The sequence below is a fragment of the Amphritea sp. genome, from assembly GCF_048266285.1.
GTDB lineage: Bacteria > Pseudomonadota > Gammaproteobacteria > Pseudomonadales > Balneatricaceae > Amphritea.
This window is the reverse complement of record NZ_JBLWZV010000001.1, coordinates 344,532-370,489: the sequence shown is the minus strand read 5'-3', so window position 1 is coordinate 370,489 and position 25,958 is coordinate 344,532. Positions and strand designations below refer to the sequence as shown.

Here is a 25,958-nt window from a genome sequence, read left to right as displayed (position 1 = left end):
TACTGGTTATTTATACAGATAACAATACCCTAGATACGGACATAAAAAAAGCCGTGCAGTGCACGGCTTTATCATTAAACGCCCACTATCTTAAGGCGTTTTACGCAATTTGATATTCAATTCACGTAGCTGAGCCGCACTCACTTCACCCGGTGCCTGCGTCATCATACAAGCAGAGCTCTGGGTTTTAGGGAAGGCGATCACTTCACGAATAGAGTCGGTACCGGTCATTAACATAATCAGACGATCCAAACCGAAGGCCAAACCACCGTGCGGTGGCGCACCATATTTCAGCGCATTCAACAGGAAGCCAAATTTATCATCGGCTTCCTCTTCAGAAATACCGAGAATATCTAATACAGATGCCTGCATAGCCTGATCATGGATACGGATTGAACCACCACCTAGCTCGCAACCATTCAAGACCATATCATACGCACGGGACAAGGCTGTCAGCGGATCCGCTTTAAGCTCTTCCGGGCTGCAGCTAGGTGCAGTGAACGGATGATGTAGTGCCGTCAGACCACCGTTATCGGTTTCTTCAAACATTGGGAAGTCGACAACCCACATAGGCGCCCACTCACACTGCGCCATATTCAGATCTTCACCGGCCTTGATACGCAATGCGCCCAACGCTTCAGATACGATTTTTTCTTTATCTGCACCAAAGAAAACGATGTCGCCATTTTCCGCCCCCAGACGCTCCATGATGGCCATCGCCACATCAGCCCCCAAGAACTTAACGATTGGCGACTGCAGACCTTCAACGCCTTTTTCGAGCTCGTTGACTTTAATCCACGCCAAACCTTTAGCACCATAGATGCTAACAAACTTGGTGTATTCATCGATAATCTTACGGGTCAATTTAGCGCCGCCAGGCACTTTCAATGCAGCAACACGACCCTTAGGATCTTTCGCTGGCCCAGCAAATACTTTAAATTCGATCTCAGCCATCAGGTCAGCAACATCGACCAGTTCCATCGGGTAACGTAGGTCAGGCTTATCAGAACCATAACGCTGCATAGCCTCAGAATAAGGCATCCGTGGGAAATCACCCAGATCAACCCCTTTCAACTCAAGGAACAACTTACGGATCATTGTCTCAGCAATTGACATGATCTCCTGCTCATCAAGAAATGACGCTTCAATATCGATCTGAGTAAACTCAGGCTGACGATCCGCCCGCAAGTCTTCATCACGGAAGCATTTAGCAACTTGATAATAACGATCGAAGCCAGCCACCATCAGCAACTGTTTGAATAGCTGAGGGGATTGTGGCAACGCAAAGAAATGTCCTTCATGAACCCGGCTTGGTACCAGATAATCACGAGCACCTTCAGGGGTCGCACGGTTTAAGATTGGGGTTTCGATATCCAGGAAGCCATGCTCATCTAGATAGTTACGAATCGCCATGGTCACTTTCGAACGGAAACGCATTTTTTCTTGCATTTCTGGACGACGCAGATCGATATAACGATGACGCAGACGCACTTCTTCGCCAACCTGCTGGTGTTCATCCAACTGGAACGGCGGGGTTTCTGACTTATTTAAAACAATCAGTTCTTTACCCAGCACTTCGATCTCACCGGTTGGCATATCCGAATTAATAGTGCCGTCTGGACGACCACGAACAGTCCCCTTAACCTCGACGACATATTCATTCCGGCAGCTATCGGCCAGCGCGAAGCTCTCTTCACGATCAGGGTCGAATACCACCTGGGTGAGACCTTCACGGTCACGAAGATCCAGAAAAATAACCCCACCGTGGTCGCGACGACGGTGAATCCACCCCGTCAGAGTAATGTCTTCGCCGATATGCTCTTTTCTGAGATCGCCGCAATAATGACTGCGCATAGTTAAATGTTCCTGTTACTTAGCAAGCTGAATCAGTGTTTATTCAGACAATTAAAAATCAGTTACCGGAGTCGCTCTGGCTACCCGCCAGATTCTTTTTCTTTCCGGTTTTAAAATCAGTTTCATACCAGCCGGTACCGGATAGCCTGAAACCTGACGCGGATACTTTTTTAATCACGTCTGCAGACTCACAGACAGCGCACTCAGGCGCAGGTGCATCAGATTTCAGCACCAGCTTTTCAAATTCATGACCACAATGACGGCATGCGAAATCAAAGATCGGCATCGTTAGCAGTTTTTCCTATGAAATAGAGACACACCACAAAGCGACTGCCTGTATTTCAGCCTGTTCGATAACTAAATCACCGGTTAACGAACACCGACTAACAGCCGCCTTGCCCAGAAAAGGGCGAATTATACCTGAAATATTGGCCGCTGACAGGGCCATTTAAGGCTTTTAAATGAGAAATCAGTCGATCAGACCTCGCGCCACAAAATTAACCTCTTGCGGCATCATTAGCTGTAACTTTTGACGAATTTCCTCAACCTGAGCTGCGCTATAAGGCGTTGCAGGGCAGACACCCCAAATAGGTGCTGGCCAAGCGGCATCCCCTTCATAGCGCACAACATGATGTATATGCAGCTGATTCACCACATTACCCAGTGCAGCGATATTGATTTTATCCGCATCAAAAACATCGTGCAGATTTTCTGCTAAAAATGAAGACTCATGCAGAAACTGCGCCTGATCAGCATGGGACAGATGATAGATTTCACTCACGTCGGCCCGCCGAGGAACCAAAATAAACCAAGGATAATGCGCATCATTCATGAGTAACAAGCGAGATAATGGAAAGTCCCCTAAGGTGATGCAATCATTATTCAGGCGAGCATCCAGTTCAAATTCCAGCTCTAGCTCATCCATTGTTTTTCTCCTAGCTTAAAGGCCGCTGCAAACATACTATATTGACAAAGCACAATCCCATGCGAGCACTAGATAGTCTACCGTCAGTATCATTCGCTTAAAATTTAATGCTTTATTATCGGGTAGTTAGATAATAAATACGCGATCTGAACAGTATAGGACAATATGCCACAATTCAATTTTTATAGCGCCATTGACCAGATCGGCTCAGAACGCTGGAACAGCCTGTGCCAAAGCGATTATCCATTTTTACGCTACGAATACCTACACGCACTGGAACAATCCGGCAGCGTCTCGGCGGACACCGGCTGGCAGCCTTGTCATTTAGTAGTAAGCGAAAATGAACGCGCCATCGCTATCATGCCCCTCTATCTAAAAAGCCACTCCTATGGCGAATATGTCTTCGACTGGAGCTGGGCTGATGCCTATCAACGTAACGGCTTAGACTACTACCCAAAACTGGTTACCGCGATCCCATTTACACCCTGCTATGGCCCGAGACTTATGCTCCACAGCGACCTTAGCGAACCAGAACAGCAATCACTGACAAAGGACATATTATCTGCCATCATGCAGCTAGCATCCCAGTATCAAGCCACGGGCTGGCACGGACTCTTTATCACCGAAACGCTGCGCAATAAAGATCAATACCCGCAACTGAATTACCGCCTAGGCACTCAATACCACTGGTTTAACCGAGAATATCTGTGCTTTGATGATTTTCTTGACACCTTTAGCTCACGCAAACGCAAAAACCTCCGCAAGGAACGCGAGAAAATCACTCAACACGGAATTCAACACCGCATTGTCAGCGGCGCTCAACTCACCGACGCCATGCTTAAGCAGTTCTATCAGTTTTACCAAATCACTTATTTAAAACGTGGCCGTCGCGGCTATCTAAACGAAGCCTTTTTTCATCAGCTACGCGATAGTCTTGCCGACCAGTTGCATATCTGCTTTGCTTACGACCCGCAGCACAGTCATACCGAGGCTGTTGCCGGCGCTCTGTTTTTTCAAGACAGTGATACCCTGTACGGTCGCTACTGGGGGGCTTTAGCCGAATATGACAGCTTACATTTTGAGACCTGCTACTATCAAGGCATTGAGCACTGCATTCGTCATCAACTTCAACGCTTTGATCCTGGCGCACAAGGCGAGCATAAAATTCAACGAGGCTTCGAGCCCATTGAAACTTGGTCAGCCCACTGGCTGGCCCATCCAGGATTCCAGCAAGCGGTACAACAATTTACCGAGGAAGAGGAATCTCTTTTGCGCCAAGAAATGGCAACCCTGCGCGAGCGCCTACCTTTTAAAAAGACCTGAGGCAATCTACCGGGCCCGTTGGAGCCCGGCAGCCGTACCTACTGTCTAGCACATTTATTGCGTCAACCAAAACCTCTTAGTACCGAAATACCTAGCCTCTAGACCCAATAAATATGAGCCATATCAATTAAACATCACTCATTGCACGAATTCCCTTTTAAACGGCCGATTAAACTCGTTATCTAGCCATCTGTTGCTAGAATGAATATCAGGCGGCAGTACATATTTATCAACGTATGAGCCTTTGCTCTTTCAGACGAATCAGCAGCACCAAAACAATAAGGGGGTTACACAATGTTAACCTATGACGAATGCCTCCATCTGAGTGATCTCACGCAAGATGAAGTCGAGGCTATAGCGGAGCATGAGCATACCGACCCAATCATCGCGATGGCCATGGGACATTACCTATGCTGTCATCAGGGTGAAAGCAAAGTAAAACGAATAATCCTAGATGATATTGCCAAGGCTCAACGCAAAGGCGATACAGAACACGAAAGGGTTCTGCGTCATGTGCTCAAACACTTTGTTAAAACGCACCCTAACTACCAGGGTCGCATGGACAAGGTAGGCTAAACATCCCAAAAACCACTGCCTATCATGGGCGGTGGTTTTTCTATTACTATCTAGCTCTGCTCATCAACAGCGAAGCCTCGCTGCCTCAGCCTAACGCCCAATCAGTATTTTTTTTACAATTATTGACGACTTCCCCTTTATTGTTAGCGCTTGTTGCCGATAACGCTTTCATTACAGGCGCAAAACAGGCGTTTTATGGAATCGCTCGAAAAAGAGAACACAGATCTAAGAAGATCACTGCGACGACTGACAACGAAGGTAGAGCAAAACGAAGGCGTCTTGCGCTCATTCTTCGATATGGAAATTCGCCTATTCAGCTGCAGCACGCTAGCCGAACTGCTAGAACTCATTTTAATCGAATTCCGAGATCACTTTCATCTCTCCGCCGTTAACCTGATTCTGTTCGACCCTGAAAATGCTGCCCGCGACCTACTCGATGAGTACATACCGCCCCAGCCTGATCACTGCCTTCGTTTTGTCGATAACCAGCAGTTACTTAAAAGCCTATTCCCAACGCAAAAGCTCAGAATTGGCGAGCTTAGCCCACCCTTAAAAAGCATCGCGTTCCCCCGCTCACCCTATATATTCAGCAGCGCCTTATTACCGCTTATTCGCCATAACTGTCTCATTGGTAGTCTACATTTAGGCAGCAACGACCCGGCACGGTACAACGAACGCTTAGATTGTGACTATATCGATCACCTATCCTCAGTTATCGCCGTCTGTATTGAAAACTGTATCAATCAGCAGAACCTTAAACGGCTGAGCATTATCGACATGCTAACTAAGGTGTATAACCGCCGCGCGTTTGATCAGGAGATCATCAAAGAACTCTCTAGAGCGAGCCGCCATGAAACCCCCTTAAGCTGTTTATTTATAGACTTAGATTATTTTAAACTCGTTAATGATAGCTTTGGCCACCAGATAGGCGACAAAGTGCTGCGGGCAATAGGTCTACTGCTCAAACAGAATTTGCGTAAGACTGACTTTATTTCCCGCTATGGGGGTGAAGAGTTTGCGATACTACTGCCTAATTGCGAGAGCGAAAAAGCCATTCAAATCAGCGAGCAGTTACGCAAGAAAATTGCGCATATGGTTGTCCATGACAATAATAATGCCCCCTTTAGAATCAGCGCCTCCATCGGCGTCACCCACTGCACCTCGCATAGCTTTCATGTTAATGATCTGCACGCACAAGCCCATGCACTATTAAAAGCAGCAGATGACGCGGTCTATCGGGCAAAAGAAAAAGGCAGGAACCGGATAGAATACCGAGCCCTGCCAGCTATAACAGCCGAGCTACTCAGCCAACCGAACAGTAAGCTCAGACCTTAACAAAGCGAAAACTAGTGCATATCCCTAAGTAATTCGCTGTAAAGATCAATATAACGCTGCTTCTGTTTCTCGCCGAACAATGGATCATCCATTTTTGGCAGGCCTGACTCGAGTGCCCGCCACTGCTCATCCGTTGCCACCTCATCTAACAGAGGGAAAAGCGTCCCCTCTTCAAGGTTAAGGTGCTCTATCTGCTCATCCAGGAAACGCTCCAATTTAGCGGCAAACTGATCCATAGGCACCACCGCATCGCTCAATATGCAATCCACTGCCTCAATAATATCGTGACTGCTTTGTTTTAGAAGCTTATGCTCATCGACACAGCGAACAATCGCTTCATCTAACTCTTGGCAGCCCGAATTTTTAAACGCTTCATACATTTGATCTTCAAGTGGATGATGATAGGCATCGGCATAGCTGGTGATGTAATCCACCGCATCGCTTAATAAAACAAAGTTAGGCATCTCACCCTGCTTCAGCTCTTCAAGCTTATGATCTAACACCGCCAGCAACTTATTTAGGTTAACATGATCCTGATGTAAATCGTTCAATACTGTCATAACGACCTCCTCTGAGACATACACACTATACCTCAGCTTTAGGATGCGATCTTGACGGGTATCAACAGAAGCGTCTCAGACAATTAACAATTGATGTAATTGCTCGAGGGTGTCAACTTTGAGATCCGTTAATGCTGGCCACTCGCGGTCAGCACGCTGATCCACATGAATAGTTGCCACCCCTGCCGCACGCCCCACTTCAAGGTCGAAACGAAAATCCCCCACCATAACCGCTTGAGCAGCACCTGCGTGCCATTGATCAAGTAAAAAATGAATACCCTGTGGATCCGGTTTTGCTAATGCATCATCACGCCCCAATACAGCCGCCGTATCAAACAACGAGCCGACGCCAATCACCTCTAAGCAACGCAATGCAACTTCGCGCTTGTTGCGCGTCAAAATACCTAAATGACAATCACGCTCTGCCAGCCAAGTAAGAAACTCATTCACCCCTACCGCAGGCTGAACCATATCCGCGTAGAAATACTCCCACTCATCAAGCTGTTGATTCAAGCCCTGCTGCTCCGCTTCGGGACGCGCGGCAATGGTAGCCAAAATATCACAACCCGCAGGCAAACCAAGCTCGGCACGGATCCGCTCAAAATCATGAACTGGCTGCGTCAGCGTACCATCGAGATCAAAAATCCAGTGATCAACTTGACGGATACGCTCAATCATTATCTTCATCATTTGGAATTAAATTGTCCGTTAACTGATCTAACCGGGTTCGAATATCTCGCATAATATCCAATCGACCGGCAGGATTACCGTTTTGTGCAATGAGCATCGCCTCTAAGCCGGCAATACTCTCTTGTGAGTCACGCAGCGCTTGCAGCATCGTTCGTGAACGCTTTTTCGCGCTATCAGTCATCTGATCCACCCGCGTCAGTGTGCGGCGGACCTGATTATCGAGATCATCTAAATGATTAACCAACTGCTCCATACCCGAGCCAAACGCGTGATCCATCTGCCCTAAACGTTGCTCTAATTGCCCCACCGCTTCGCGAAAACGGTTGAGAAACAGCGTCCCTTCGCGGTCCATAAACATCGCTAATAATTCTTCAGGATAGAGCGCCCTAGAACGGGCATCGGCGCGAATGGCATATTCACCGCGCTGCGTGCAATAAGGTCGTTTATTGCCGGAGGCTATTTCCAGACGAAAAAAGGGTTTGCTGCTAATGTTCTCAACCACCAACTCTAAATCGACGATTGGATAACAATCGGTGGCTTTATTTATCAGGCTAAGCCGGGCACCATCATCAACATCACAGCCGACAATACGCCCCCGTTGAAGGCCATCGGGGCTGGTATATTCATCAACCCCAACTAAAATCGCGCCGCCGTGCGGAGAGTTCGCAAAGGAGACTAAATCGCGGCTTTTTATACCATTGATTTCGCGTTTGAAATCGACATCAATACCTTCAGGGTTTGCCAGCAGGCGTTTAGCCCGCTGACTGATACCCCGGTATTCACGCTTGACCGGCATGTCAGGCCTCACACCTTAGGCGTAGCTTTCATCAGCAAAAGGGTCGACCGGCTGCGCTAACACAACATCATCACGGAAATAGAGAATACGGCCTTCGAACGTTAGCCCCTTAGATGAAAACCAACGCACCACCTCTTCTCGCCCTTCATCGATCTGAAAGCTCTTATACCAAGCAGAGCCGATACGATAGAAATACAGGCCGAACAGACCTGCAGCAACACCAAAGAAAAACTCAGACCCTAAGCCAAACAACAATGTGACCACACCAGCAATCCACACTCGACTCGCCCGGGACTGCTTTAGTGCATTGAAGGCATCATCGTATTGATCCTGATATTTCAGGTAGCGACGATAGTTCTGTTGTAGTTCGAATTTATCCTGCTCTGGGATAGTTCTGTCCATTTTATTACCCTTTCTTTACAGGCCTCAACCAGCCAGACTTTTACTTAAAACTTCAAAAACATCACGGGACAGATCACCACTATTGTTGATCCGCTGTAACTCAGCTTTCATCAATCCACTGCGCGCTGCTGGATATTTCTTCCACCGAGTTAACGGCGTCAACAACCGGGAAGCGATTTGTGGATTCTTCTTATTTAATACAATAATCTGATCTGCAAGAAAACGGTAGCCACTGCCATCAGAATTATGGAAATTAAGCATATTCTGCGCACAAAACACCGAAACCAGTGAACGTATCTTGTTTGGGTTTGATGCATCATAGGCGGCATGCTGCTGCAAAGCCTTAACTCGCTCTAACGCACCTAATTTTGGATCACTCGCCTGCACCGCCAACCACTGATTTACCACCAATGATTCTGCCTGCCAACGCTGATAAAAACTGGCCAGCACTTCTGCCGCTTCAGCGTCGAAACCTGAATGCGCAATCAGTGTCAGCGCCGCCTGACTATCCGTCATATTATCCGCCTGCTGGTACTGCTGTAGCGCTAACTCAAGATAGGCTGGCTGCTCAGTCGCCATCAGATAGGACAGCGCCAGATTTTTAAGACTGCGGCGTGCCACCGAGACAGCATCCGGCTGATAACTTTCCGCCGTGTTATTGGTTTGGTAAACCTGCAGGAACAGTGGTGCTAACTCAGTAGCAATTGAATCTCGAACAAAGCGGCGTACTTGATAGATAGCATCGACATCAATCTCGTCGGCTAATTCACACAGATAGGCCTCAGAAGGCAGTGTTAGCACTTTTGCCACCATCGCTTTATCCAGGCTCGTATCACTCAATACCTGCCGGTAAGCGTTAATCAAAGCAGGATCCAGCACTAACTCACGCCCTTGCTGCTGATCGATAATCAGCTCGCTCATGACACCCACCGCCAACTGCTGCGCCGCATCCCAACGATTAAAGCCATCACTGTCATGCTGCATCAAAAAGATCAGTTGATCACGATCATAAGGGAATTTCAGTTTTACCGGTGCAGAGAAATCACGCAAGAGTGATGGTGTCGGCTCGACGGGTATATTATCAAAAACAAAGCTCTGCTCAGTAGCCACAAACTCCAGCACTTCGGTGGTATTGCCATCATTTAGAGGAATATCATTACCTTGGGCGTCCAGCAGGCCCACCGCAACCGGAATCAAAAACGGCTGCTTCGTGGCCATATCGGCCGTTGCCGGACACCGCTGATGCATGTGCAATGTATAACGCTGATTGGCCGCATCGTATTCACCGGTAACCGACACCTGAGGCGTACCTGATTGGCTATACCAAAGCTTGAAGCGGCTCAGATCTCGACCTGACACATCCGCCATCGCTTGTACGAAGTCATCCGTGGTCACCGCCTGACCATCATGGCGATCAAAATAGAGATCGGAACCTTTACGGAAAGTCTCGGCGCCCAGCAGCGTATGTAACATCCGCACCACTTCACAACCTTTTTCATAAACCGTCAGGGTGTAAAAATTAGAAATTTCAATAAAGGAAGCCGGCCGTACCGGGTGAGCCATTGGGCCCGCATCTTCTGCAAATTGCGCAGTGCGCAGCAGAGTAACATCTTCGATGCGCTTAACCGTGCGAGAGTTCATATCCGCTGAAAATTGTGAATCACGGAAGACGGTAAAGCCCTCTTTAAGACTCAATTGGAACCAATCGCGACACGTTACACGGTTGCCTGACCAGTTATGGAAGTATTCATGAGCAACAACAGCTTCAACCCGCTGAAAGCCTGCATCAACGGTGGTTTCAGGATGCGCTAGGACACAGGATGTATTAAATATATTCAGACCTTTATTTTCCATCGCGCCCATATTAAAGAAGTCGACGGCCACGATCATAAAGATATCTAGATCGTATTCACGACCATACACCTCTTCGTCCCATTTCATCGACTGCTTCAGCGAGGTCATCGCATAATCTAACTTATCGAGATCTTTAGATTCAGCAAATATTTTTAATGACACATGCCGTCCGGACGCCGTTGTAAAACGATCCTCAATGCACTCTAGATCACCCGCAACCAAGGCAAACAGATAAGCCGGCTTAGGGAACGGATCCTGCCATTTAACCCAATGACGCCCGTCGTCCTCATCGCCCGCGTCAACCATATTACCATTGGACAGTAGCACCGGATAACGCTGCTTATCTGCCACCACTGTAGTCTCAAACAGCGCCATTACATCGGGACGATCCTGATAGAAGGTTATCCGCCGAAAGCCCTCAGCTTCGCACTGAGTACAGAACATACCATCGGATTTATACAGACCCTCTAAGGCGGTGTTATTGTGCGGTTCAATGCGAGTGATACATTCTAGAGTAAAATGATCCGGTAGATTAGCAATGCTCAACTGCTCACCGACACGACGAAAGTCTTTATCACTCAGCACTTCACCATCGATACTCAGCCGCTGCAGTTCGAGCGATTCATGTCCATCTAACAACAGCGGGTGTTGTCGATTTGAACAGTCAGGGTTGCGGGCATAACGCACTTGAGAGCGAACCAGGGTCTGATCCTCTTCAAGCTCAAAGCGCAACTCTGTCTGCTCGACTAGAAAGGCTGGCACCTCATAGTCCTTTAAATAGATAACACTGGGTTGTTCGATAACGGACTGACTCATTCACTCACCTTGTAATAACATTCACACGATTAACAACACACGCTTTCGACCCGGATAACGCTCGGGCGGTCATGCGACCCTAAAAGCTATACCTACCTCAGGCACTAAATTCAATCTGATACGCGGTAAATTTCCTGAGGTTAATGACACCTCTGTCGAGCAACAAATACTGCCCTTTAATGCCTTGCAACACCCCTTCAACGACGGGGTTTTTATCAAAATTCAAACTGGTTATTTTACTGGGAAAATTCAACACCGGAAAATCTAGCACTAACATCTCAGCATCGGGTAACCGCTGTATAGCCTGTAAACCATAACGGTTTTCAAGCTCACTTAGCCCGTCATGACACAACTGCATCAATCGATCCCGCTCAGCATAGAGGTCGATTGGATCAATCTGACCTTTCAGCATCGCTCGCCAGTTGGTTTTATCAGTCACATGCTCAGCGAAGATGCGCTCCACAAGGCCCGACTGAAAACGCGTCTCAACTCTCAAGATAGGCAATGCCTGAATCGCCCCCTGATCGATCCAACGGGTCGGAATCTGGGTGCCACGAGTAATACCTACTTTAACACCCGATGAGTTAGCCAGGTAAACATAATGGCTCTGAAAACAAAACTGTTCACCCCAAGCCGGGTCGCGACAGGTGCCCTGATCATAATGACACTTTTCTGGACTCATAATACACAGGTCACACTGGGGAAGCTTTTTAAAGCAGGGGTAGCAGTGCCCCTGAGCAAAACTCTTATTGGTTTTGCGACCACAGTGGGTGCAGTTTATCTGCCCCACATAGGTCAGTTTTATAGGCTTACCGAGATAGCTGTTTAGATCAATTAACTGATCATCTAACTTTAACTGGTAACTGACTTGAGGGCCCACTTGCGCTGGCATTTTCACCAGCGCCCCCTGCGCAATAACGTCCATCAATGATCGTTCAATATTTTCAGAACCTGAGGCTCTAGCGGATCGGAACCGTGCTGACTACCATCAGTTTTAGTACGGTTAATAAAGCCAGTACGCTCATGTTCAGGCAGCTTGGTTTGATCATAGGCAATCACCGCCCGTAAGCTGGTTTGCCGCTGCTCATCCGTCAATCGATCGCCATTTGGCCATTTACCTAATTCAACTGCCCGCTTCAAGCTTTGATAAACCTCAGGGGTCATCGCCTCAATCATCTTTTCAAAATTCATTCATTATCTCCACAATGGGGCGCCATAATATCACAGCCGCAATCGGCATCCAGACAGCCAAATCAACAGACCGTTTAATACTTTAACAGCCTGACAACAGGGACCAGCGCAAGCCCCGCAATCAACCCAGCCAAATGAGCTGTATTAGCAATAGAGCCTAACCCTAAACTTTCTAGCGCACCGGTAAAACCCAGCACCAACCAAAACATCATAAACCCCATCAGAGCTGGCGGCATTCCGACCCGTTTACTCGGTTTTAGCCGATCCCACAGCCAAGCAAAGCCTAACAAAGCAAACACAAATCCCGACATGCCACCAAACATCGGTCCACTAATCCAAAATTGTGCTAGGTTGGCAATGACCGCTGAAAACACAAACAAACCTAATAACACCGGCCACCCCAGCAATAGCTCAATACGTCGACCAACCACCCAAACCCAGAGTAAATTAAAGAGGATATGAGGCAGATTAAAATGCATAAACGCGGGCGTCAGCAAACGCCAAACCTGACCATCCGATAGCATCGATAGCACATCGGAGTAATAGATTTTATTACCCTGTACCTGAAACTCGACAATGGTAAACCAACCCATCATCTGAGTATTTTCACCCAGCGAAACCATCAATGTAATAATCACACTCAACGCAATCAACAGTAGCGTTAAGCCACTGCGCAAAAGATTGAGCGGCTGATCGCAACTGCGCTGAACTTGCAAGCCGGACAGGTCTTCCCCCTGTTGCCATAGCTCAAACAGATGTGCGATCTGTTCAGTGTCAACATTATAGGGTACTAATAAGCGCTGCTCGCCCTCCTGTTCTAACACCCGGTGAGGAATTTTATGTTGCCAGAGTATGGCGGTAAAACCAGACAGGTCTTGATCGAGAGAAACCCGGAACACTTCATTCATAATAGATAGCTGCGCCATACGAACTCAGGGTGCATCATTAATCTCCTTCAATACATCGACCCAAATAAATTTAGCTGGATCAATGGTTGTCTCTTGATCCAAACGGTAAGCCACCAATTTGCCAAACTTCACCGCACTGTAATCAATGCACGCGACATTACGAGCTAACGGCTTTGGTTCACCATCACACCAATAATGGCCAATAAACAGCAATGTTTCATCCGCACCGTAATAAAGCAGATCTTGATAATCCTGCTTATTCAATCTCATCCGCGCCACATGTTCCGGCAGAGGGTCAGGCTGAAACACGACATCAATATAATACTGGGGATTCTCCGCCCAAAACTTCGTACGGAAGAAGCGGCGTTTATAGCCATCTTTACTTACCATCATCTCCTCGTTGGGGAGTTTAAGGTGAGTACCTCGCAACAAACGATCCATGGTTTCCCACTCAATCGAACCTTCATGAGCCGAACGATGGAGATAAGCATCATCGATCCGATTACCGCTCTGGGTTTGCAGAAAGCGATTAATATGCTGTGAAGACCAACAAGCATGGACTACACGAAACTGTTCATAATCCAAAAACAGCGGCATCTCTTTTATCCATTGAAGAAACTCTTTCTGCTCTTGCGGATAATTAGCAAACTGCTCGAGGGTTTCATTTAAGATGCGCAGATGTCGCCGATTATGAGTTCTTAAATACTCCATGCCAGACCCAGGCAACCCCGGTGTCAGATATGACAGATAATTAAACTCATGGTTCCCCATCACTATCTGGGCATACCCGGCATCCACCATATCGCGGACGATATGCAGAGCGTCTCGGATACGCGGCCCCCGATCAACAATATCGCCTAAAAAGACCGCCTGACGCTGTGGATGCTGATAAATACCTTTCTTGCGACTGTAACCTAGTTTTTTCAACAATAGCTCGAGCGACTGCCCGCAACCATGGACATCACCAATGAGATCGTAGCCTTGATAAGTACGTTCCATAGGCACTCCGGTTATTCACCCAACCTTGTGGCCCAACCAAGCTTTTCTCGACAGGTCTGATAGAAATTATGGCTCAGGGGGTGCAAAAGCTTTAATTTATGAGGCTTTTTGTGAATCGTAATGGTATCTCCAGGGGCACAGTTAATATGCTTTTGCCCGTCACAACTAACCGTAGGATAAGTCTCGTTATTATCACTAATCACTAACTTAAGCTCACTGTTCCCATCGACAACGATCGGCCGGCTAGAGAGCGTATGCGGGAACATCGGCACCAACACTAACGCATCCAACCGAGGGTGCATAATGGGCCCCCCACCTGATAACGCGTAAGCCGTAGATCCAGTAGGCGTTGCCACAATCAACCCATCTGAACGCTGGGTATAGACAAATTGACCTTCAATATAAAGCTCAAATTGGATCATCCGTGCCGACTTACCCGGGTGCAAGACGCAATCATTCAGTCCGGTCGATTCGCCGATCGGCTCACCATTTCGCTTCACTAGCACATCAATCAGAAAGCGTCGGTCGACCGTATACTGACCATGCAACACCTCACCGACCTTTTCTTCGATCTCAGCCGGCGAGATATCAGTTAGAAACCCAAGGTTACCCCGGTTAACCCCAAGCACCGGCACATTGGATTGCGCCAAGTTGCGAGCCGCACCGAGCAGGCTCCCATCCCCCCCGACAACAATAACCAGATCACATATCTCACCCATTAATCGAGGCGAACTGGTTTGCTGTCCATGACCCGGCATCACCGCGGCAATTTTCTGATCTAAAATAGGGGTCAGCCCCTGCTCATCAAGAAACCGAATGAGGTGTTTCAGGGTATCGAGAACCTTGGTGCTACCTAGGCGCCCTATCAAACCAATATTACGAAAGTTATCCATTGCCACTCCACTGAAACCTTATGATTGCACTGCAACCATGCCTATCCGATTGTTTTTAAACATTATACTCATATTTATAATGATTTAGCTGCACCCGCATGCTAACTCGGCTCTGCCTTAGGCCTGAGCGACGATGATAACTTACGTAATAGTGTCTCTTTCATGCCTCTTAACCCCTGCATTCCGCCGGTATGGATCAACATCACTCGATCACCTGGAGCAAACCCACCCTGCTCCAACTTTTGCAACAACGCGAGCAAAGCCTTACCGGTATATACCGGCTCTAACTCAACCCCAGAGCATTGACTAAACCGCTGCATAGCGACCGCTAACCGAGCTGATACCTTGGCATATCCCCCCTCATGACAATCAAGCTGTAACGACCAACCCTCCGGATCAACAATACCCGCCCTAGCCAGCAACCCACGGATATCATGATACAAAAACTCACCACCTTTCAGGGCCGACACACCGAGCAAGGACACCCCAACAGGTTTGCCTGCAATAAGACCTGCCAAGGTTCCCCCGGTACCACAAGGACAACAAATCAAATCATAATTAGCCGCATCAAATAGACTGATAATTTCTAGACAACCGGCAATAACCCACTCCCCCGAGCCACCTTCAGGCAAGCAGTGAAATTCACCATACTTTTCTGCTAACCGGGACAAGAACACCGCGTTATCTTTATCTCGGTATTCCAGCCGAGACACAAATACCAACTGCATCCCCCAACGCTCAGCATCGATCAGCGTTTGCGACAAGACTGCCGGGCGTTCACCACGAATAACGCCCACCGTTTCAATACCCTGCTCAAACCCTGCATAGGCCAATGCATGAATATGATTAGACCAAGCACCGCCGAAGCTAAGAACACGCTGACAAGCCGACGATTTAACCGCCTGCAAAGCATATTTAAGCTTAAACCATTTATTGCCACTAATAAGCGGGTGCACAAGGTCAAGACGCAACAGATCTAACTGCACACCTGCCTGCTTAAATTCAGGCAACTCAATAGTCTCAACGGGAATAGTCGGAGGCGCGGCGACAGATGAAAGGACATTCATAACGTAGTCATAATCCTGTTATTTTTTCTTCATCAAGATGCCAGACAATAGCGACGTCAAAATAAAGGAGAATATAATGGAAGACTACACAGAAGAGCGACTACTGGAAAGCCTCAACGAAGAGTTTGAGGACGATATTGAATATGACGACGGGGAGGAGATGTAACACAGAAAAACGCAACTAAATCAAATCAAATCAACACGGATTGACCGAAAACTGATTGATGCAGTTACCGCCAGCTTCTTTAGCGCTATACATCGCCATATCCGCTTTCTGCACAAAATAATCAACCGGTTCGGCTTCAGAACATGACACAACCCCTAGACTCATCGATACCTTAACACCGGTATTATTCAACGAATCAGGTGAATAACTACACTCCAGATTAAACGACTCGCGTATTCTTCCGGCAAGCTGACAAGCATCCTTCAGTGAAGTATTGGGCAGCATCAGCATAAACTCATCGCCACCATAGCGAAATGCCTGATCGGAACCTCTTAAGCCATCGCGCAGGACGCGACCAATCTGGCGAATAATTTGGTCACCCTCAAGGTGCCCTAACCTATCATTGACCTGTTTGAACCCATCAAGGTCGATACACACGAGGCTCAACTCGCCGCCATAGCGCTTAACCCGCATCATCTCACTGGCCACTTGAACATAAAAGTGACGCTGATTATAAAGACCACTGAGATCATCTGTTATTGATTGCTTTAACAGCGATGTTTCCAGTGCTTTTTGGCGGGTCATATCATGAAAAAAGCCAACGCTACCACGATATTGCCCAGCCTTCATCAACACTGCTGCCGAAAGCCGGATCGGTACTCGCTCCCTGCGATTATTAAGGACATAGGTTTCATAGCCCTCTATTCGGCCCGCACCATACAACTCATCGTCAATCATCAACCGCATAATTTTTCGTGCTTCAACATCGCTAGGATAGATCTGACGAATATTCATTTTGCCGATAACCTGATCCGCCTGATAGCCAAGCAAGCTTTCAGCTGATCGATTAAACACAGAAATAACGCCGCGACGATTAATCGCAATAACAGGGTCCGGACAAATTGAGACTAACTCAGCCTGATTAATATTCAAATGCATTTGATTAGATACGTATCCACAGGGATTACCAACAAAATAGAGCAAGGACATAAAATTGTCGGGTATTTATAACACGTAAATCACCCATAGACCTGTATTAATTACTCAAAATGACAGACTGATCAAACAATTTTAACAGCAACAAGGCCTAAAATTCAGCAAGATAACCCAATAGATAGAACAACCTATCTAGACAGTCATGCCAGCAAATCCACAAAGAATGGATAATACATAAACGCTTTTTACTGCAAGCAATCGCCATTGTAGCAACACCATAATCAAAGCTATAAACCGCGAGCCGTTACACTAAAAGATGTCAGACAGGTATTGTAACTTGAAAGAAGCAGCTAAATGGACGATTCAAAGCTGCGAACGATTACACCGAAAAATGACACACAGGTATTCCGACTTGAAAGAAGTGGCGAATAAAAAACTCAGAACCGCAGACCGTAACAATGAAAATGACAAGTAGGTTATAACTTAGAAGAAGTGGCGGAATGGACGGGACTCGAACCCGCGACCCCCTGCGTGACAGGCAGGTATTCTAACCAACTGAACTACCACTCCGCAGTGGTTTAAGCAAAACTTAAACTTAGTGGTGGGCGTGGAGAGGCTCGAACTCCCGACATTCGCCTTGTAAGGGCGACGCTCTCCCAACTGAGCTACACGCCCCTTAAATCGAGAGCCGAATTCTAATGATTTTGCTTGGCATGTCAAACGTTTATCCTAAAATAATTCATTCTCAAAGCGACAATCCCCTTTTGACGGTTAACCATAATCGCCTGAAGTTTTACAACGATCGACCGTTACTCTGGTAAACTCACCACAGGACAGCCTGACGGCTACACCCACCTATATCCAGACGTATCGGACCCCATAAATATGTCCCAAACTCTTATTGCTAAAATTGACGCCTTTATAGAGCTAGCGGTTGAGCAGCAGCTTGACCATACAGGCCGCCAACCATTAACTATTTATGATCCTGAATGGCCATCTGAATGCCTGCAATCATCAGTCGAGGCTGGTCAATCTGTTAGCTGGATACCGGTACGCCAACCTGATAGCCCTAATAGCGCGGATGATATGTTCGATCGCTTAGAGCAAGCGCTGGGTTACAGCATCCATGCGGATCTACGCACATGGTATCGCCGCTACTGGTCAGAGCCGCTCCCGGCAACCTCCAACTGGGGCGATCTTAGCTTACTCTTTCTTTGGAGCGATAAAGATTGTGAGCGCCTTCGTGGGAACCTGGTCGGCCATTTGCTGACTAAGCAAAAACAAAAACGGCCACCCACCCTGTTTTTTGCCTGCACAGAACCCGATGGCGAAAAGTTTTTATCAATCGACAACCAAACCGGGGAAGTATGGCTGGAACAACCGGGTAAGAAGCCTATTATGAAGTTAGCGGACTCACTGGCACTATTTTTAGATAAGCTAACCCCGAAACCGATCCCCGATCTGGAGTAATACCCTATGCGCAAAGCATTACTATCGATTATCACTGGGGCAATCCTACTATCAGGATGCAGCACCTTTAAACCTCACCAGGTATCCATCGAACCACTGCACCCCACTGTTAGCGCTCAAGCCTCTCTACCAAGCGATCTTCAAATCGAAGTCCACAGTCAAGATATGCGTAACAGCGATACTATCGGTTACCGCATCAGTCGCCTGAGTGATCGCGCGCCTGTCAATCTACCAACCCCAGCCACTGAAGCACTACAACAGGGAGCTAAAATCGCAGTGGTCAGACTTGGGGCTGCACCGGCACCATCATCTGACACACGCCTCACGGTTCAATTACAAAACCTTGAATACAGCGCCACTCAAAAGACACTGCAATCAGTCAAGCTGAACGCCACTATTAACGTGGTTGCGCAAAAGCATGGTGAGTTCCTTAGCGGCAATTACAGCACAGAGAAGGAATATCAGTATGCGACAACCCCTTCACTGGCGGATAACCAGAAGATGGTCAACGAAATCCTGCTCATGACCATCAACCGAGCATTCAACGATACTAAACTGATCAACTTTTTGGCTCGCTAACAACACTTACCAACCAACGGTATACGACAACAGCCGGCTGATATGAGCCATTGGCCGGCCTGATTCCTGTTGCCATTGATTAAAACAATCCTGCACCCGTTGCAAATCGCGCTTAGATGTCGGTGCTTTATCAATAATATCCTGTGCTTTTAATGCGGCTACCACATCATCCGTAAGCACAAAGGTATCCTTACCGACCTGACGCAAGAAATAAGCACCGGATTTACCCCCTAACTGCTGCCCCTGTTTTTTCAATAAGGCCCAAAGACCGATAATATCCGTTACCGGCCAATCCGCGATAAAATTAGCAAAACTCCCGTGCTGTGCGGCCAACTCAGTGATCATCGACGCATTGGTGCGTACCGATTTAATCTTCCCCCAATGCCGAATAATCTGATCATTCTGCATCAGATTCTCTAATTGATCATCGCTCATTAAAATGATTTTTTCAGGCTCAAAGCCATAAAACGCCACCTCGAATGCTGGCCATTTAGCATCCACCACCGCATGCCTAATACCGGCTCGAAACACCCGCAAACTAATCTCCGATAAAAAGCGATCATCACCAATCGCTTTCAACTCATCGATTGACTTCACCTGAGGTAACAATGCCTCAACATCCTGCCCCGCCTTGTGGGCTTCAACATGCTCATAGATCCAGTTAAACGACTTCACCGCTTAATTCTCCTCCGCGCTGAAATCAATGGATACAGAGTTGATACAGTAACGCATCCCCGTATCCGTCGGACCATCAGGAAACAGATGCCCCAAATGAGCACCACAGCCACTACAAACCACTTCGGTGCGAATCATACCGTGAGAGCTATCATGATTTTCGGTAATATTGTCTGCCACCGCCGGGGCATCAAAACTCGGCCAGCCACAGCCCGCATCAAATTTACTTTGGCTATCAAACAGTTTTTCGCCGCAAGCGACACAATGATACTCACCTTCTTTAAAAAACTGATCATACTGACCCGTGCTTGGCCGCTCAGTGCCCTTCTCTCGGCAGACGTAATATTGCTCTGGTGTCAGCTCTTCACGCCACTGCGCTTCAGTTTTTTTCACTTTAAAATCATGACTTGCCATAAAAAACTCCAATACAGATAACGAAAACGAAAAGATCAATCTGTTACTGTCCAACATCCGCTAAAAAGCGTATTATTTCGACCCTTCGGTAAGCAGCTACCCTTCTCACCTCTATGTTTACTTACCGATCATAGAATATTACAGGACACCACTACAGGATTAATCCATGTCCGTTATCAGAAAATCGAATAAGCTGATCAACGTCTGTTATGACATCCGTGGTCCCGTCCTTCAGGAAGCTAAGCGTCTTGAAGAAGAGGGCCAACGCATTATTAAACTGAATATCGGTAATCCAGCCCCGTTTGGCTTTGAGGCGCCGGAAGAGATCGTTCAGGACGTTATCTACAACCTCCCCTCTGCGCAGGGTTACTGCGATTCAAAAGGCCTGTTTTCTGCCCGCAAGGCGGTGATGCAGGAAAGCCAAAAGAAAGGTATCAAAAACGTCACCATTGAAGATATCTATCTTGGCAATGGCGTCAGCGAACTGATCGTGATGGCGACTCAAGGTCTACTGAATGACAATGATGAACTCCTCATCCCTGCGCCAGACTATCCACTCTGGACGGCGGCAGCAAGCCTCGCCGGCGGCAACCCTATCCACTACCATTGCGATGAGCAAAAGGACTGGGCGCCCGATATCGATGATATCCGTAGCAAGATCACCGAACGCACCAAGGGTATCGTGGTCATCAACCCTAACAACCCAACCGGTGCGGTCTACTCAGAAGCTATCCTACGGCAGATTATTGCTCTTGCTGAAGAGTTTGGGCTAATTGTCTTTGCCGACGAAATTTACGATAAGATTACCTACGATGATGCCCAGCACATTCCGTTGGCCTCACTCAGTGATGATATCCTCTGCATCACCTTCAACGGCTTGTCCAAAGCCTATCGCGCCGCAGGCTTCCGTTCTGGCTGGATGATTTTAACCGGGCCAAAGCATCAAGCCCGCGATTACATTGAAGGTTTGGATATGCTCGCCAGTATGCGTCTCTGCGCGAACGTTCCAGCGCAGCATGCTATTCAAACCGCCTTGGGTGGTTATCAAAGCATTAACGAACTGACAGCCCCAGGCGGGCGCTTATATGACCAATGTAATATTGCTTGGCGCAAACTCAATCAAATACCCGGCGTATCTTGCGTTAAACCTAGAGGCGCCCTATATCTATTCGTTAGACTGGATCCCGAAGTCTACCCAATCAAAAACGACGAAAAGATGGCCTTAGACTTACTTCAACAGCAGAAAGTACTGATTGTTCAAGGAAGCGGCTTCAATGTGCCCGACACTCAGCACTTCCGCCTAGTCTGCCTACCCCGTGAAGATGAGCTAATTGAAGCCATCGATCGAATCGGTTTATTCCTGAAAAACTACTCTCAGGACTAACATTTTTACCAAGCGATCGAAAGATCGCTTTTTTATTTCTCTCATCAGGCTCTATACTTAGTCATATTTCTGTTATAAAACAGACATATAATCTGGCCACATAAAAGCGGCTCAGAGCCAAGGAAGTACAGCTATCATGCGGCTATTGCTTAGCGTTGTTAAGCAGCACAACAGCCCTATTGAGCAGCGCAGCCTCCTTAACAATTAACTTACTCTCGCGGAATCAGTATGTTTATTAAGATCAAGAAAAATTGCGGTATCTACATGGAACACAACGGCATGGAAAAAAACCATATCCTGCCGGTCACCAGTAACTTTCTGATCAACCTAGGTCATGCAGCCGAGATCTCTTTCTATACCATTAAAGAGGCCAAGACACGTTACGATCTCGAAGGCCATCAGATCACCGTACCACCGCACACACGCGTTATTCATCTGCAAATGGCTTATCGCTATTCCAGTACCAAAGAAAAGATCGGCGACACCAAAGGCAGCATCGTTGAACGTAACTTCTATAAGTTCTACTTTAAACCAGAAGAGATGGGCCAGTACGAAGACCTGCGTACTCATATCGAAAAACACGTATTGAATCTCTGATTCACCAGTAGCCTAGCCACTTAAAGCCCGTGAAATCAAGACACAAAAGGCAGCTCTAAAGCTGCCTTTTTACGTTGTGGAGATCACCTGAAACATCGACACAAACGATGCTCGCACCGGCAATGTTAACTAAGCCTCTCGTTCAGACCAAACGCTCTGCACCGCCTCAATGATATGGTCGACATCACTCATGGCCCGATGCTGGCGCATCTGCCCCTTACAAACGAGCTGAAACTGATTCAACTCATGCGGGTTCAGCAACGCAGGAAGGGCGATCAAACGAAACCCCATGGTCTGCTCTGCCGCCTCAAACAAGCGGCTTAGCCAGAAAGCATCAAATTCCCAAGCATCACTGAGTACATCCTGCCCTTGCAACTGCTGATTCAAGCGCTCACACGCAGCAACCGCCGAGATCCCTTTTTCTCGCAACTCGCTTCGACAGAGGTTATGCAGCTCCTCAGCGTACTCATCCCAGAAATCCCAACCCACCACCGTGTCCGGATTGATTAAAAAATTATCGCTTTCACCGGTGACACTTTTCCAAGCGACTTCGATCGGGTAAGAGTGAGGCCCCAAGCCACTGGCTTCCAGATCCAGGCAGATCAAATTCATAACAATCCTGATTTATTAATACTTTATGTTGTAGCGACTCAAACAGTCTTATTGAACAATAACACTTTAAGTGCCTGCTCAGGGTCCTGGTCCGGAAAGTCCTCCGGATGAGCAATACGCTGAGAAAAACTAAATTCAGGACAGCACTCCTCCACCAGCTGCAGAAGAAAATCACTCCCAAGTGCAGGTGAATTAAGACACAGTAGTACCTGCCCGTCTTGCATGGTTAACTCAGGCAGACGCCGCAGTACCTTACGATAATCTTGAGTGGCAACAAAGCTGCCCCGCTGAAAGCTCGGTGGATCGATAATCACCAAATCATAGGGCCCTTCCCGTTTGAGCTTACCCCATGAGCGGAACAGGTCATGACCTAAAAACTTCACATGATCTGTCGGCAATTGATTAATACGATGATTTTCCCGGCCGGTATTTAGCGCACCCCGGCTCATATCTAGATTCACAACCCGATCGGCACCACCGGCAACCCCCGCCACCGAAAAACCACAGGTATAAGCAAACAGGTTGAGTATATTTTTACCCTGACTGTTTTGCCGCACCCAACGCCGCCCTTCGCGCATATCCAGAAACAATCCACTATTCTGATTTTTTAATGGCCTGACGCTATATTTCAAACCCAACTCAGTCACTTGCAGCAGCTGTTCAGGATCGACCTCACCATGATTCCACAGCACCTCGACGGCATTTTCACGCCGATAGCGGTGTTGCACAACCAGCGCGTCCGGTTTGATAGTGGCATCAAGTTGCTGAAAAAACTGATCGAGCTGTTCGATCAATTCAGGCGGATGCTCTTCAAACAAACGAATTATCACCAAAGGCGGTAACAGATCGATGATCAATTGCTCGAAGCCAGAAAAGCATCTTCCTCGACCATGAAACAACCGCCGAACGTCACCCTGAGACAAGCTAAGCTGGGCAGAAATAGAATCAAAAATCGCTTGCATAATAAGGTTCCACTCAGGCCTGTATCAGGATAAAAAGCCGCGATTATAGTAACCCACCCGGCATTGGGCTAGTTTTTTATCATCATAAACGAAAAAGCAGTTGAAACTTATTCGCATCGCCTATATCTATAACATCAACTTCATTACAAAGAGCTACCCTATCATGATGCGAATCGGTCTTTTCCTATTAACCAACATTGCCGTTATTGCCTTAGCCAGCATAACGCTGAGCCTGTTTGGTGTAGGTTCAATCCTACAAGCCAACGGTGTCGATATGGATCTCGGCAACCTGCTCGCCTTCTGTGCGGTATTTGGTTTCGCGGGTTCCTTTGTATCACTATTTCTATCTAAATTTCTCGCCAAACGCAGTAGCGGCACGGAGATCATTACTCAAGCTCGAACAGCGGACGAACAATGGCTACTCGACACCGTGAAAGAACTGGCTGATAAAGCGAAGATAGGCATGCCTGAAGTCGGTATTTTCCCAGCTCAACAAGCTAACGCCTTCGCTACCGGTTGGAATAAAAATAACGCCTTAGTCGCCGTTAGCTTAGGTTTACTGCAGCGTTTTCGTAAAGAAGAGATCCGCGCAGTACTGGCTCACGAAATCGGCCACGTCGCCAATGGTGACATGGTGACGCTGACCCTGATTCAAGGGGTAGTAAACACCTTCGTTATGTTCTTCGCCCGTATCATCGGCCACTTTGTTGACCGAGCAATACTGAAAAACGAGCAAGGTCATGGTATCGGCTACTTCATTACCACCATCGTCGCTGAAATCGTGCTTGGCATTCTGGCCTCGACCATTGTGGCATGGTTTAGCCGCCGTCGAGAGTTCAAAGCCGACGAAGCCGGAGCAACACTAGCGTCACCACACGCTATGATCGGAGCCTTACAGCGTCTAAAAGCAGAATATAACGTGCCAGATCAGATGCCTGAAACGCTGACAGCATTCGGTATCAGTAGCCATATGAAACAAGGCTTTATGGCACTTCTGTCCACTCACCCTCCACTTGATGATCGAATTGCAGCACTGCAAAAATACTAATCACCCAACACTGAAACGCCTCACTCGAGGCGTTTTTTTTGCTCCCATACCCCTTCGACACGCTTAATTGATACAACCTCCATTTATCCCTAGCATGAATACACGGCATTTTTTCGTAGCATTATTTCCATTTTTTACCAGCTATTTACACCTTTAAATATTTCATGAAAAAAAATATTCAATTTAGAAAAATTCATTTTACGCCCATCATTTTTACCTCATAATCGAAATTGACGCGAACCTGCAAGGCAAGTGGGTTTGATCATGTGATCTATAAGTATTGGCGCATCTCGAACAGAGATAGCCAAATTCATGTGAAGAGCGAAGCCATGACAAAAAAAGAAGAAATTACCGATGATCTCGATATCGTCGATGACATAATCGATGAAGATATCGACATAGAAATCGACGCTAAAGAAAAGAAGTTCTGCTGTGATGCCGAAAAAAGAAGACGCATTGAGTTATTGATTGAACAGCGTCGCCTAGAACAGGAATTACGAGAATTCTACGACTAAAGGCAGCGCTTGCTGCCTTTTCTTTATCTTTTCAACACCCTTTGAATGTCTGTTAATGAGCAGCATAGGGCTTCTGCGCGCCTATCCATCAGCCCACCATTAACTCTCACCACTTTGTTACCAAAGCTTCATATCGGTGTCACACAAGCGTCATCCCCAGAGGGTTTTATTAACACATCACCTATAACAAAACTCTGGTAAGTATTTATGAGCAACAAAATTCGTCTGGATGATCTGTCCACTGAAAACCTAGATGAGATGGACAATGATTTCTTCATCAATCCTACGCCTGGCAGACAGAAAAAAATCGACAAGAAAACCCGCAAACGTAAGATGATTGAAGATTATATGGAGGAACGTTCGCTCAAACAGCACCTGACAGAGTCATACGACCTTTATTGAACGAACGGT

The 25,958-nt window shown here is 47.2% G+C and carries 29 protein-coding genes and 2 tRNA genes; 10 read left to right on the top strand and 21 right to left on the bottom strand.

Annotation, left to right across the window (positions count from 1 at the left end):
* Positions 1-90: 90 nt before the first annotated feature.
* The 3 genes from aspS to ACN0T0_RS01790 form a co-directional block, all read right to left on the bottom strand.
* Positions 91-1,854, bottom strand: a complete 1,764-nt coding sequence (gene aspS / locus ACN0T0_RS01800; RefSeq protein ID WP_417222556.1) for an aspartate--tRNA ligase — start codon at positions 1,852-1,854, stop codon at positions 91-93.
* Between the two features lie 58 nt (positions 1,855-1,912).
* On the bottom strand, positions 1,913-2,140 hold the full coding sequence (locus ACN0T0_RS01795) for an FmdB family zinc ribbon protein (protein WP_417222553.1): 228 nt from the start codon (positions 2,138-2,140) through the stop codon (positions 1,913-1,915).
* A 183-nt stretch (positions 2,141-2,323) separates the two neighbouring features.
* Complete coding sequence (locus ACN0T0_RS01790) at positions 2,324-2,779, bottom strand: HIT domain-containing protein (RefSeq protein ID WP_417222551.1); 456 nt, start codon at positions 2,777-2,779, stop codon at positions 2,324-2,326.
* A gap of 165 nt (positions 2,780-2,944) precedes the next feature.
* Here ACN0T0_RS01790 and ACN0T0_RS01785 point away from each other — a divergent pair, with 165 nt between their 5' ends.
* From ACN0T0_RS01785 to ACN0T0_RS01775, 3 genes are all read left to right on the top strand, one after another.
* Entirely contained in the window at positions 2,945-4,102 is a 1,158-nt protein-coding gene (locus ACN0T0_RS01785; RefSeq protein WP_417222548.1) for a GNAT family N-acetyltransferase, read from the top strand.
* Positions 4,103-4,396: 294 nt separating this feature from the next.
* Complete coding sequence (locus tag ACN0T0_RS01780; protein WP_417222546.1) at positions 4,397-4,678, top strand: hypothetical protein; 282 nt, start codon at positions 4,397-4,399, stop codon at positions 4,676-4,678.
* Between the two features lie 195 nt (positions 4,679-4,873).
* Positions 4,874-6,013: a DUF484 family protein gene (locus tag ACN0T0_RS01775; protein WP_417222543.1), complete on the top strand. Its 1,140-nt coding sequence runs from the start codon at positions 4,874-4,876 to the stop codon at positions 6,011-6,013.
* Positions 6,014-6,024: 11 nt separating this feature from the next.
* Here the strand turns inward: ACN0T0_RS01775 and ACN0T0_RS01770 are convergent, their stop codons facing one another.
* From ACN0T0_RS01770 to ACN0T0_RS01705, 14 genes are all read right to left on the bottom strand, one after another.
* Entirely contained in the window at positions 6,025-6,573 is a 549-nt protein-coding gene (locus tag ACN0T0_RS01770) for a hemerythrin domain-containing protein (RefSeq protein WP_417222541.1), read from the bottom strand.
* A gap of 75 nt (positions 6,574-6,648) precedes the next feature.
* On the bottom strand, positions 6,649-7,251 hold the full coding sequence (locus tag ACN0T0_RS01765; RefSeq protein ID WP_417222539.1) for an HAD family hydrolase: 603 nt from the start codon (positions 7,249-7,251) through the stop codon (positions 6,649-6,651).
* On the bottom strand, positions 7,244-8,059 hold the full coding sequence (locus ACN0T0_RS01760) for a helix-turn-helix domain-containing protein (protein WP_417222536.1): 816 nt from the start codon (positions 8,057-8,059) through the stop codon (positions 7,244-7,246). The genes ACN0T0_RS01765 and ACN0T0_RS01760 overlap by 8 nt, the downstream gene beginning before the upstream one ends.
* Before the next feature lie 15 nt (positions 8,060-8,074).
* Positions 8,075-8,461, bottom strand: coding sequence for a hypothetical protein (locus ACN0T0_RS01755; RefSeq protein WP_417222535.1), 387 nt, complete (start codon positions 8,459-8,461; stop codon positions 8,075-8,077).
* 24 nt (positions 8,462-8,485) lie between these two features.
* Positions 8,486-11,131: an aminopeptidase N gene (gene pepN / locus ACN0T0_RS01750; protein ID WP_417222533.1), complete on the bottom strand. Its 2,646-nt coding sequence runs from the start codon at positions 11,129-11,131 to the stop codon at positions 8,486-8,488.
* A gap of 97 nt (positions 11,132-11,228) precedes the next feature.
* The gene (locus ACN0T0_RS01745; protein ID WP_417222531.1) at positions 11,229-12,056 is read right to left on the bottom strand and encodes a DUF2797 domain-containing protein; all 828 of its coding nucleotides are present in this window, start codon (positions 12,054-12,056) and stop codon (positions 11,229-11,231) included.
* Positions 12,056-12,322, bottom strand: coding sequence for a YeaC family protein (locus tag ACN0T0_RS01740; RefSeq protein WP_417222530.1), 267 nt, complete (start codon positions 12,320-12,322; stop codon positions 12,056-12,058). Before ACN0T0_RS01740 ends, ACN0T0_RS01745 begins: the two co-directional genes overlap by 1 nt.
* 74 nt (positions 12,323-12,396) lie before the next feature.
* Positions 12,397-13,248, bottom strand: a complete 852-nt coding sequence (locus ACN0T0_RS01735; protein ID WP_417222527.1) for a rhomboid family intramembrane serine protease — start codon at positions 13,246-13,248, stop codon at positions 12,397-12,399.
* 6 nt (positions 13,249-13,254) lie between these two features.
* Complete coding sequence (locus ACN0T0_RS01730; protein ID WP_417222524.1) at positions 13,255-14,229, bottom strand: metallophosphoesterase; 975 nt, start codon at positions 14,227-14,229, stop codon at positions 13,255-13,257.
* Between the two features lie 11 nt (positions 14,230-14,240).
* On the bottom strand, positions 14,241-15,122 hold the full coding sequence (locus ACN0T0_RS01725; protein WP_417222522.1) for an NAD(+) kinase: 882 nt from the start codon (positions 15,120-15,122) through the stop codon (positions 14,241-14,243).
* Positions 15,123-15,223: 101 nt separating this feature from the next.
* A complete protein-coding gene (locus ACN0T0_RS01720) occupies positions 15,224-16,189 on the bottom strand; it encodes a 1-aminocyclopropane-1-carboxylate deaminase/D-cysteine desulfhydrase (RefSeq protein WP_417222520.1) in 966 nt (321 codons plus the stop codon).
* Positions 16,190-16,385: 196 nt separating this feature from the next.
* Positions 16,386-17,294: a GGDEF domain-containing protein gene (locus tag ACN0T0_RS01715; protein ID WP_417222517.1), complete on the bottom strand. Its 909-nt coding sequence runs from the start codon at positions 17,292-17,294 to the stop codon at positions 16,386-16,388.
* 490 nt (positions 17,295-17,784) lie between these two features.
* A tRNA-Asp gene (locus ACN0T0_RS01710) sits at positions 17,785-17,861 on the bottom strand.
* 29 nt (positions 17,862-17,890) lie between these two features.
* Positions 17,891-17,966 (bottom strand) — tRNA-Val (locus ACN0T0_RS01705).
* A gap of 210 nt (positions 17,967-18,176) precedes the next feature.
* On the opposite strand from ACN0T0_RS01705, the gene syd reads away from it, so the two are divergent.
* Together syd and ACN0T0_RS01695 are read left to right on the top strand one after the other, a co-directional pair.
* The gene (gene syd, locus ACN0T0_RS01700) at positions 18,177-18,761 is read left to right on the top strand and encodes a SecY-interacting protein (RefSeq protein WP_417222515.1); all 585 of its coding nucleotides are present in this window, start codon (positions 18,177-18,179) and stop codon (positions 18,759-18,761) included.
* Positions 18,762-18,767: 6 nt separating this feature from the next.
* A complete protein-coding gene (locus tag ACN0T0_RS01695; RefSeq protein WP_417222513.1) occupies positions 18,768-19,340 on the top strand; it encodes a YajG family lipoprotein in 573 nt (190 codons plus the stop codon).
* 6 nt (positions 19,341-19,346) lie between these two features.
* Here the strand turns inward: ACN0T0_RS01695 and ACN0T0_RS01690 are convergent, their stop codons facing one another.
* Together ACN0T0_RS01690 and msrB are read right to left on the bottom strand one after the other, a co-directional pair.
* Positions 19,347-20,015 carry a DNA-3-methyladenine glycosylase I gene (locus ACN0T0_RS01690; protein ID WP_417222510.1) on the bottom strand — a complete coding sequence of 223 codons (669 nt, stop codon included), beginning with the start codon at positions 20,013-20,015 and terminating at the stop codon, positions 19,347-19,349.
* A 3-nt stretch (positions 20,016-20,018) separates the two neighbouring features.
* Entirely contained in the window at positions 20,019-20,429 is a 411-nt protein-coding gene (gene msrB / locus ACN0T0_RS01685) for a peptide-methionine (R)-S-oxide reductase MsrB (protein ID WP_417222507.1), read from the bottom strand.
* Positions 20,430-20,595: 166 nt separating this feature from the next.
* Here msrB and ACN0T0_RS01680 point away from each other — a divergent pair, with 166 nt between their 5' ends.
* Both ACN0T0_RS01680 and ACN0T0_RS01675 read left to right on the top strand, forming a co-directional pair.
* Entirely contained in the window at positions 20,596-21,813 is a 1,218-nt protein-coding gene (locus tag ACN0T0_RS01680; RefSeq protein ID WP_417222505.1) for a pyridoxal phosphate-dependent aminotransferase, read from the top strand.
* A gap of 228 nt (positions 21,814-22,041) precedes the next feature.
* Positions 22,042-22,410, top strand: coding sequence for a hypothetical protein (locus ACN0T0_RS01675; protein ID WP_417222503.1), 369 nt, complete (start codon positions 22,042-22,044; stop codon positions 22,408-22,410).
* 129 nt (positions 22,411-22,539) lie between these two features.
* Here the strand turns inward: ACN0T0_RS01675 and ACN0T0_RS01670 are convergent, their stop codons facing one another.
* Together ACN0T0_RS01670 and ACN0T0_RS01665 are read right to left on the bottom strand one after the other, a co-directional pair.
* Positions 22,540-23,022 (bottom strand): hypothetical protein, encoded by a 483-nt coding sequence (locus tag ACN0T0_RS01670; RefSeq protein WP_417222501.1) that lies wholly within the window; start codon positions 23,020-23,022, stop codon positions 22,540-22,542.
* 38 nt (positions 23,023-23,060) lie between these two features.
* Positions 23,061-23,984: a class I SAM-dependent methyltransferase gene (locus ACN0T0_RS01665; protein WP_417222498.1), complete on the bottom strand. Its 924-nt coding sequence runs from the start codon at positions 23,982-23,984 to the stop codon at positions 23,061-23,063.
* Between the two features lie 163 nt (positions 23,985-24,147).
* Here ACN0T0_RS01665 and htpX point away from each other — a divergent pair, with 163 nt between their 5' ends.
* From htpX to ACN0T0_RS01650, 3 genes are all read left to right on the top strand, one after another.
* A complete protein-coding gene (gene htpX / locus ACN0T0_RS01660; protein WP_417222495.1) occupies positions 24,148-25,032 on the top strand; it encodes a protease HtpX in 885 nt (294 codons plus the stop codon).
* A gap of 329 nt (positions 25,033-25,361) precedes the next feature.
* Positions 25,362-25,547 (top strand): hypothetical protein, encoded by a 186-nt coding sequence (locus ACN0T0_RS01655; protein WP_215952831.1) that lies wholly within the window; start codon positions 25,362-25,364, stop codon positions 25,545-25,547.
* A 207-nt stretch (positions 25,548-25,754) separates the two neighbouring features.
* A complete protein-coding gene (locus ACN0T0_RS01650) occupies positions 25,755-25,949 on the top strand; it encodes a PA3496 family putative envelope integrity protein (protein ID WP_417222493.1) in 195 nt (64 codons plus the stop codon).
* Positions 25,950-25,958 lie beyond the last annotated feature (9 nt).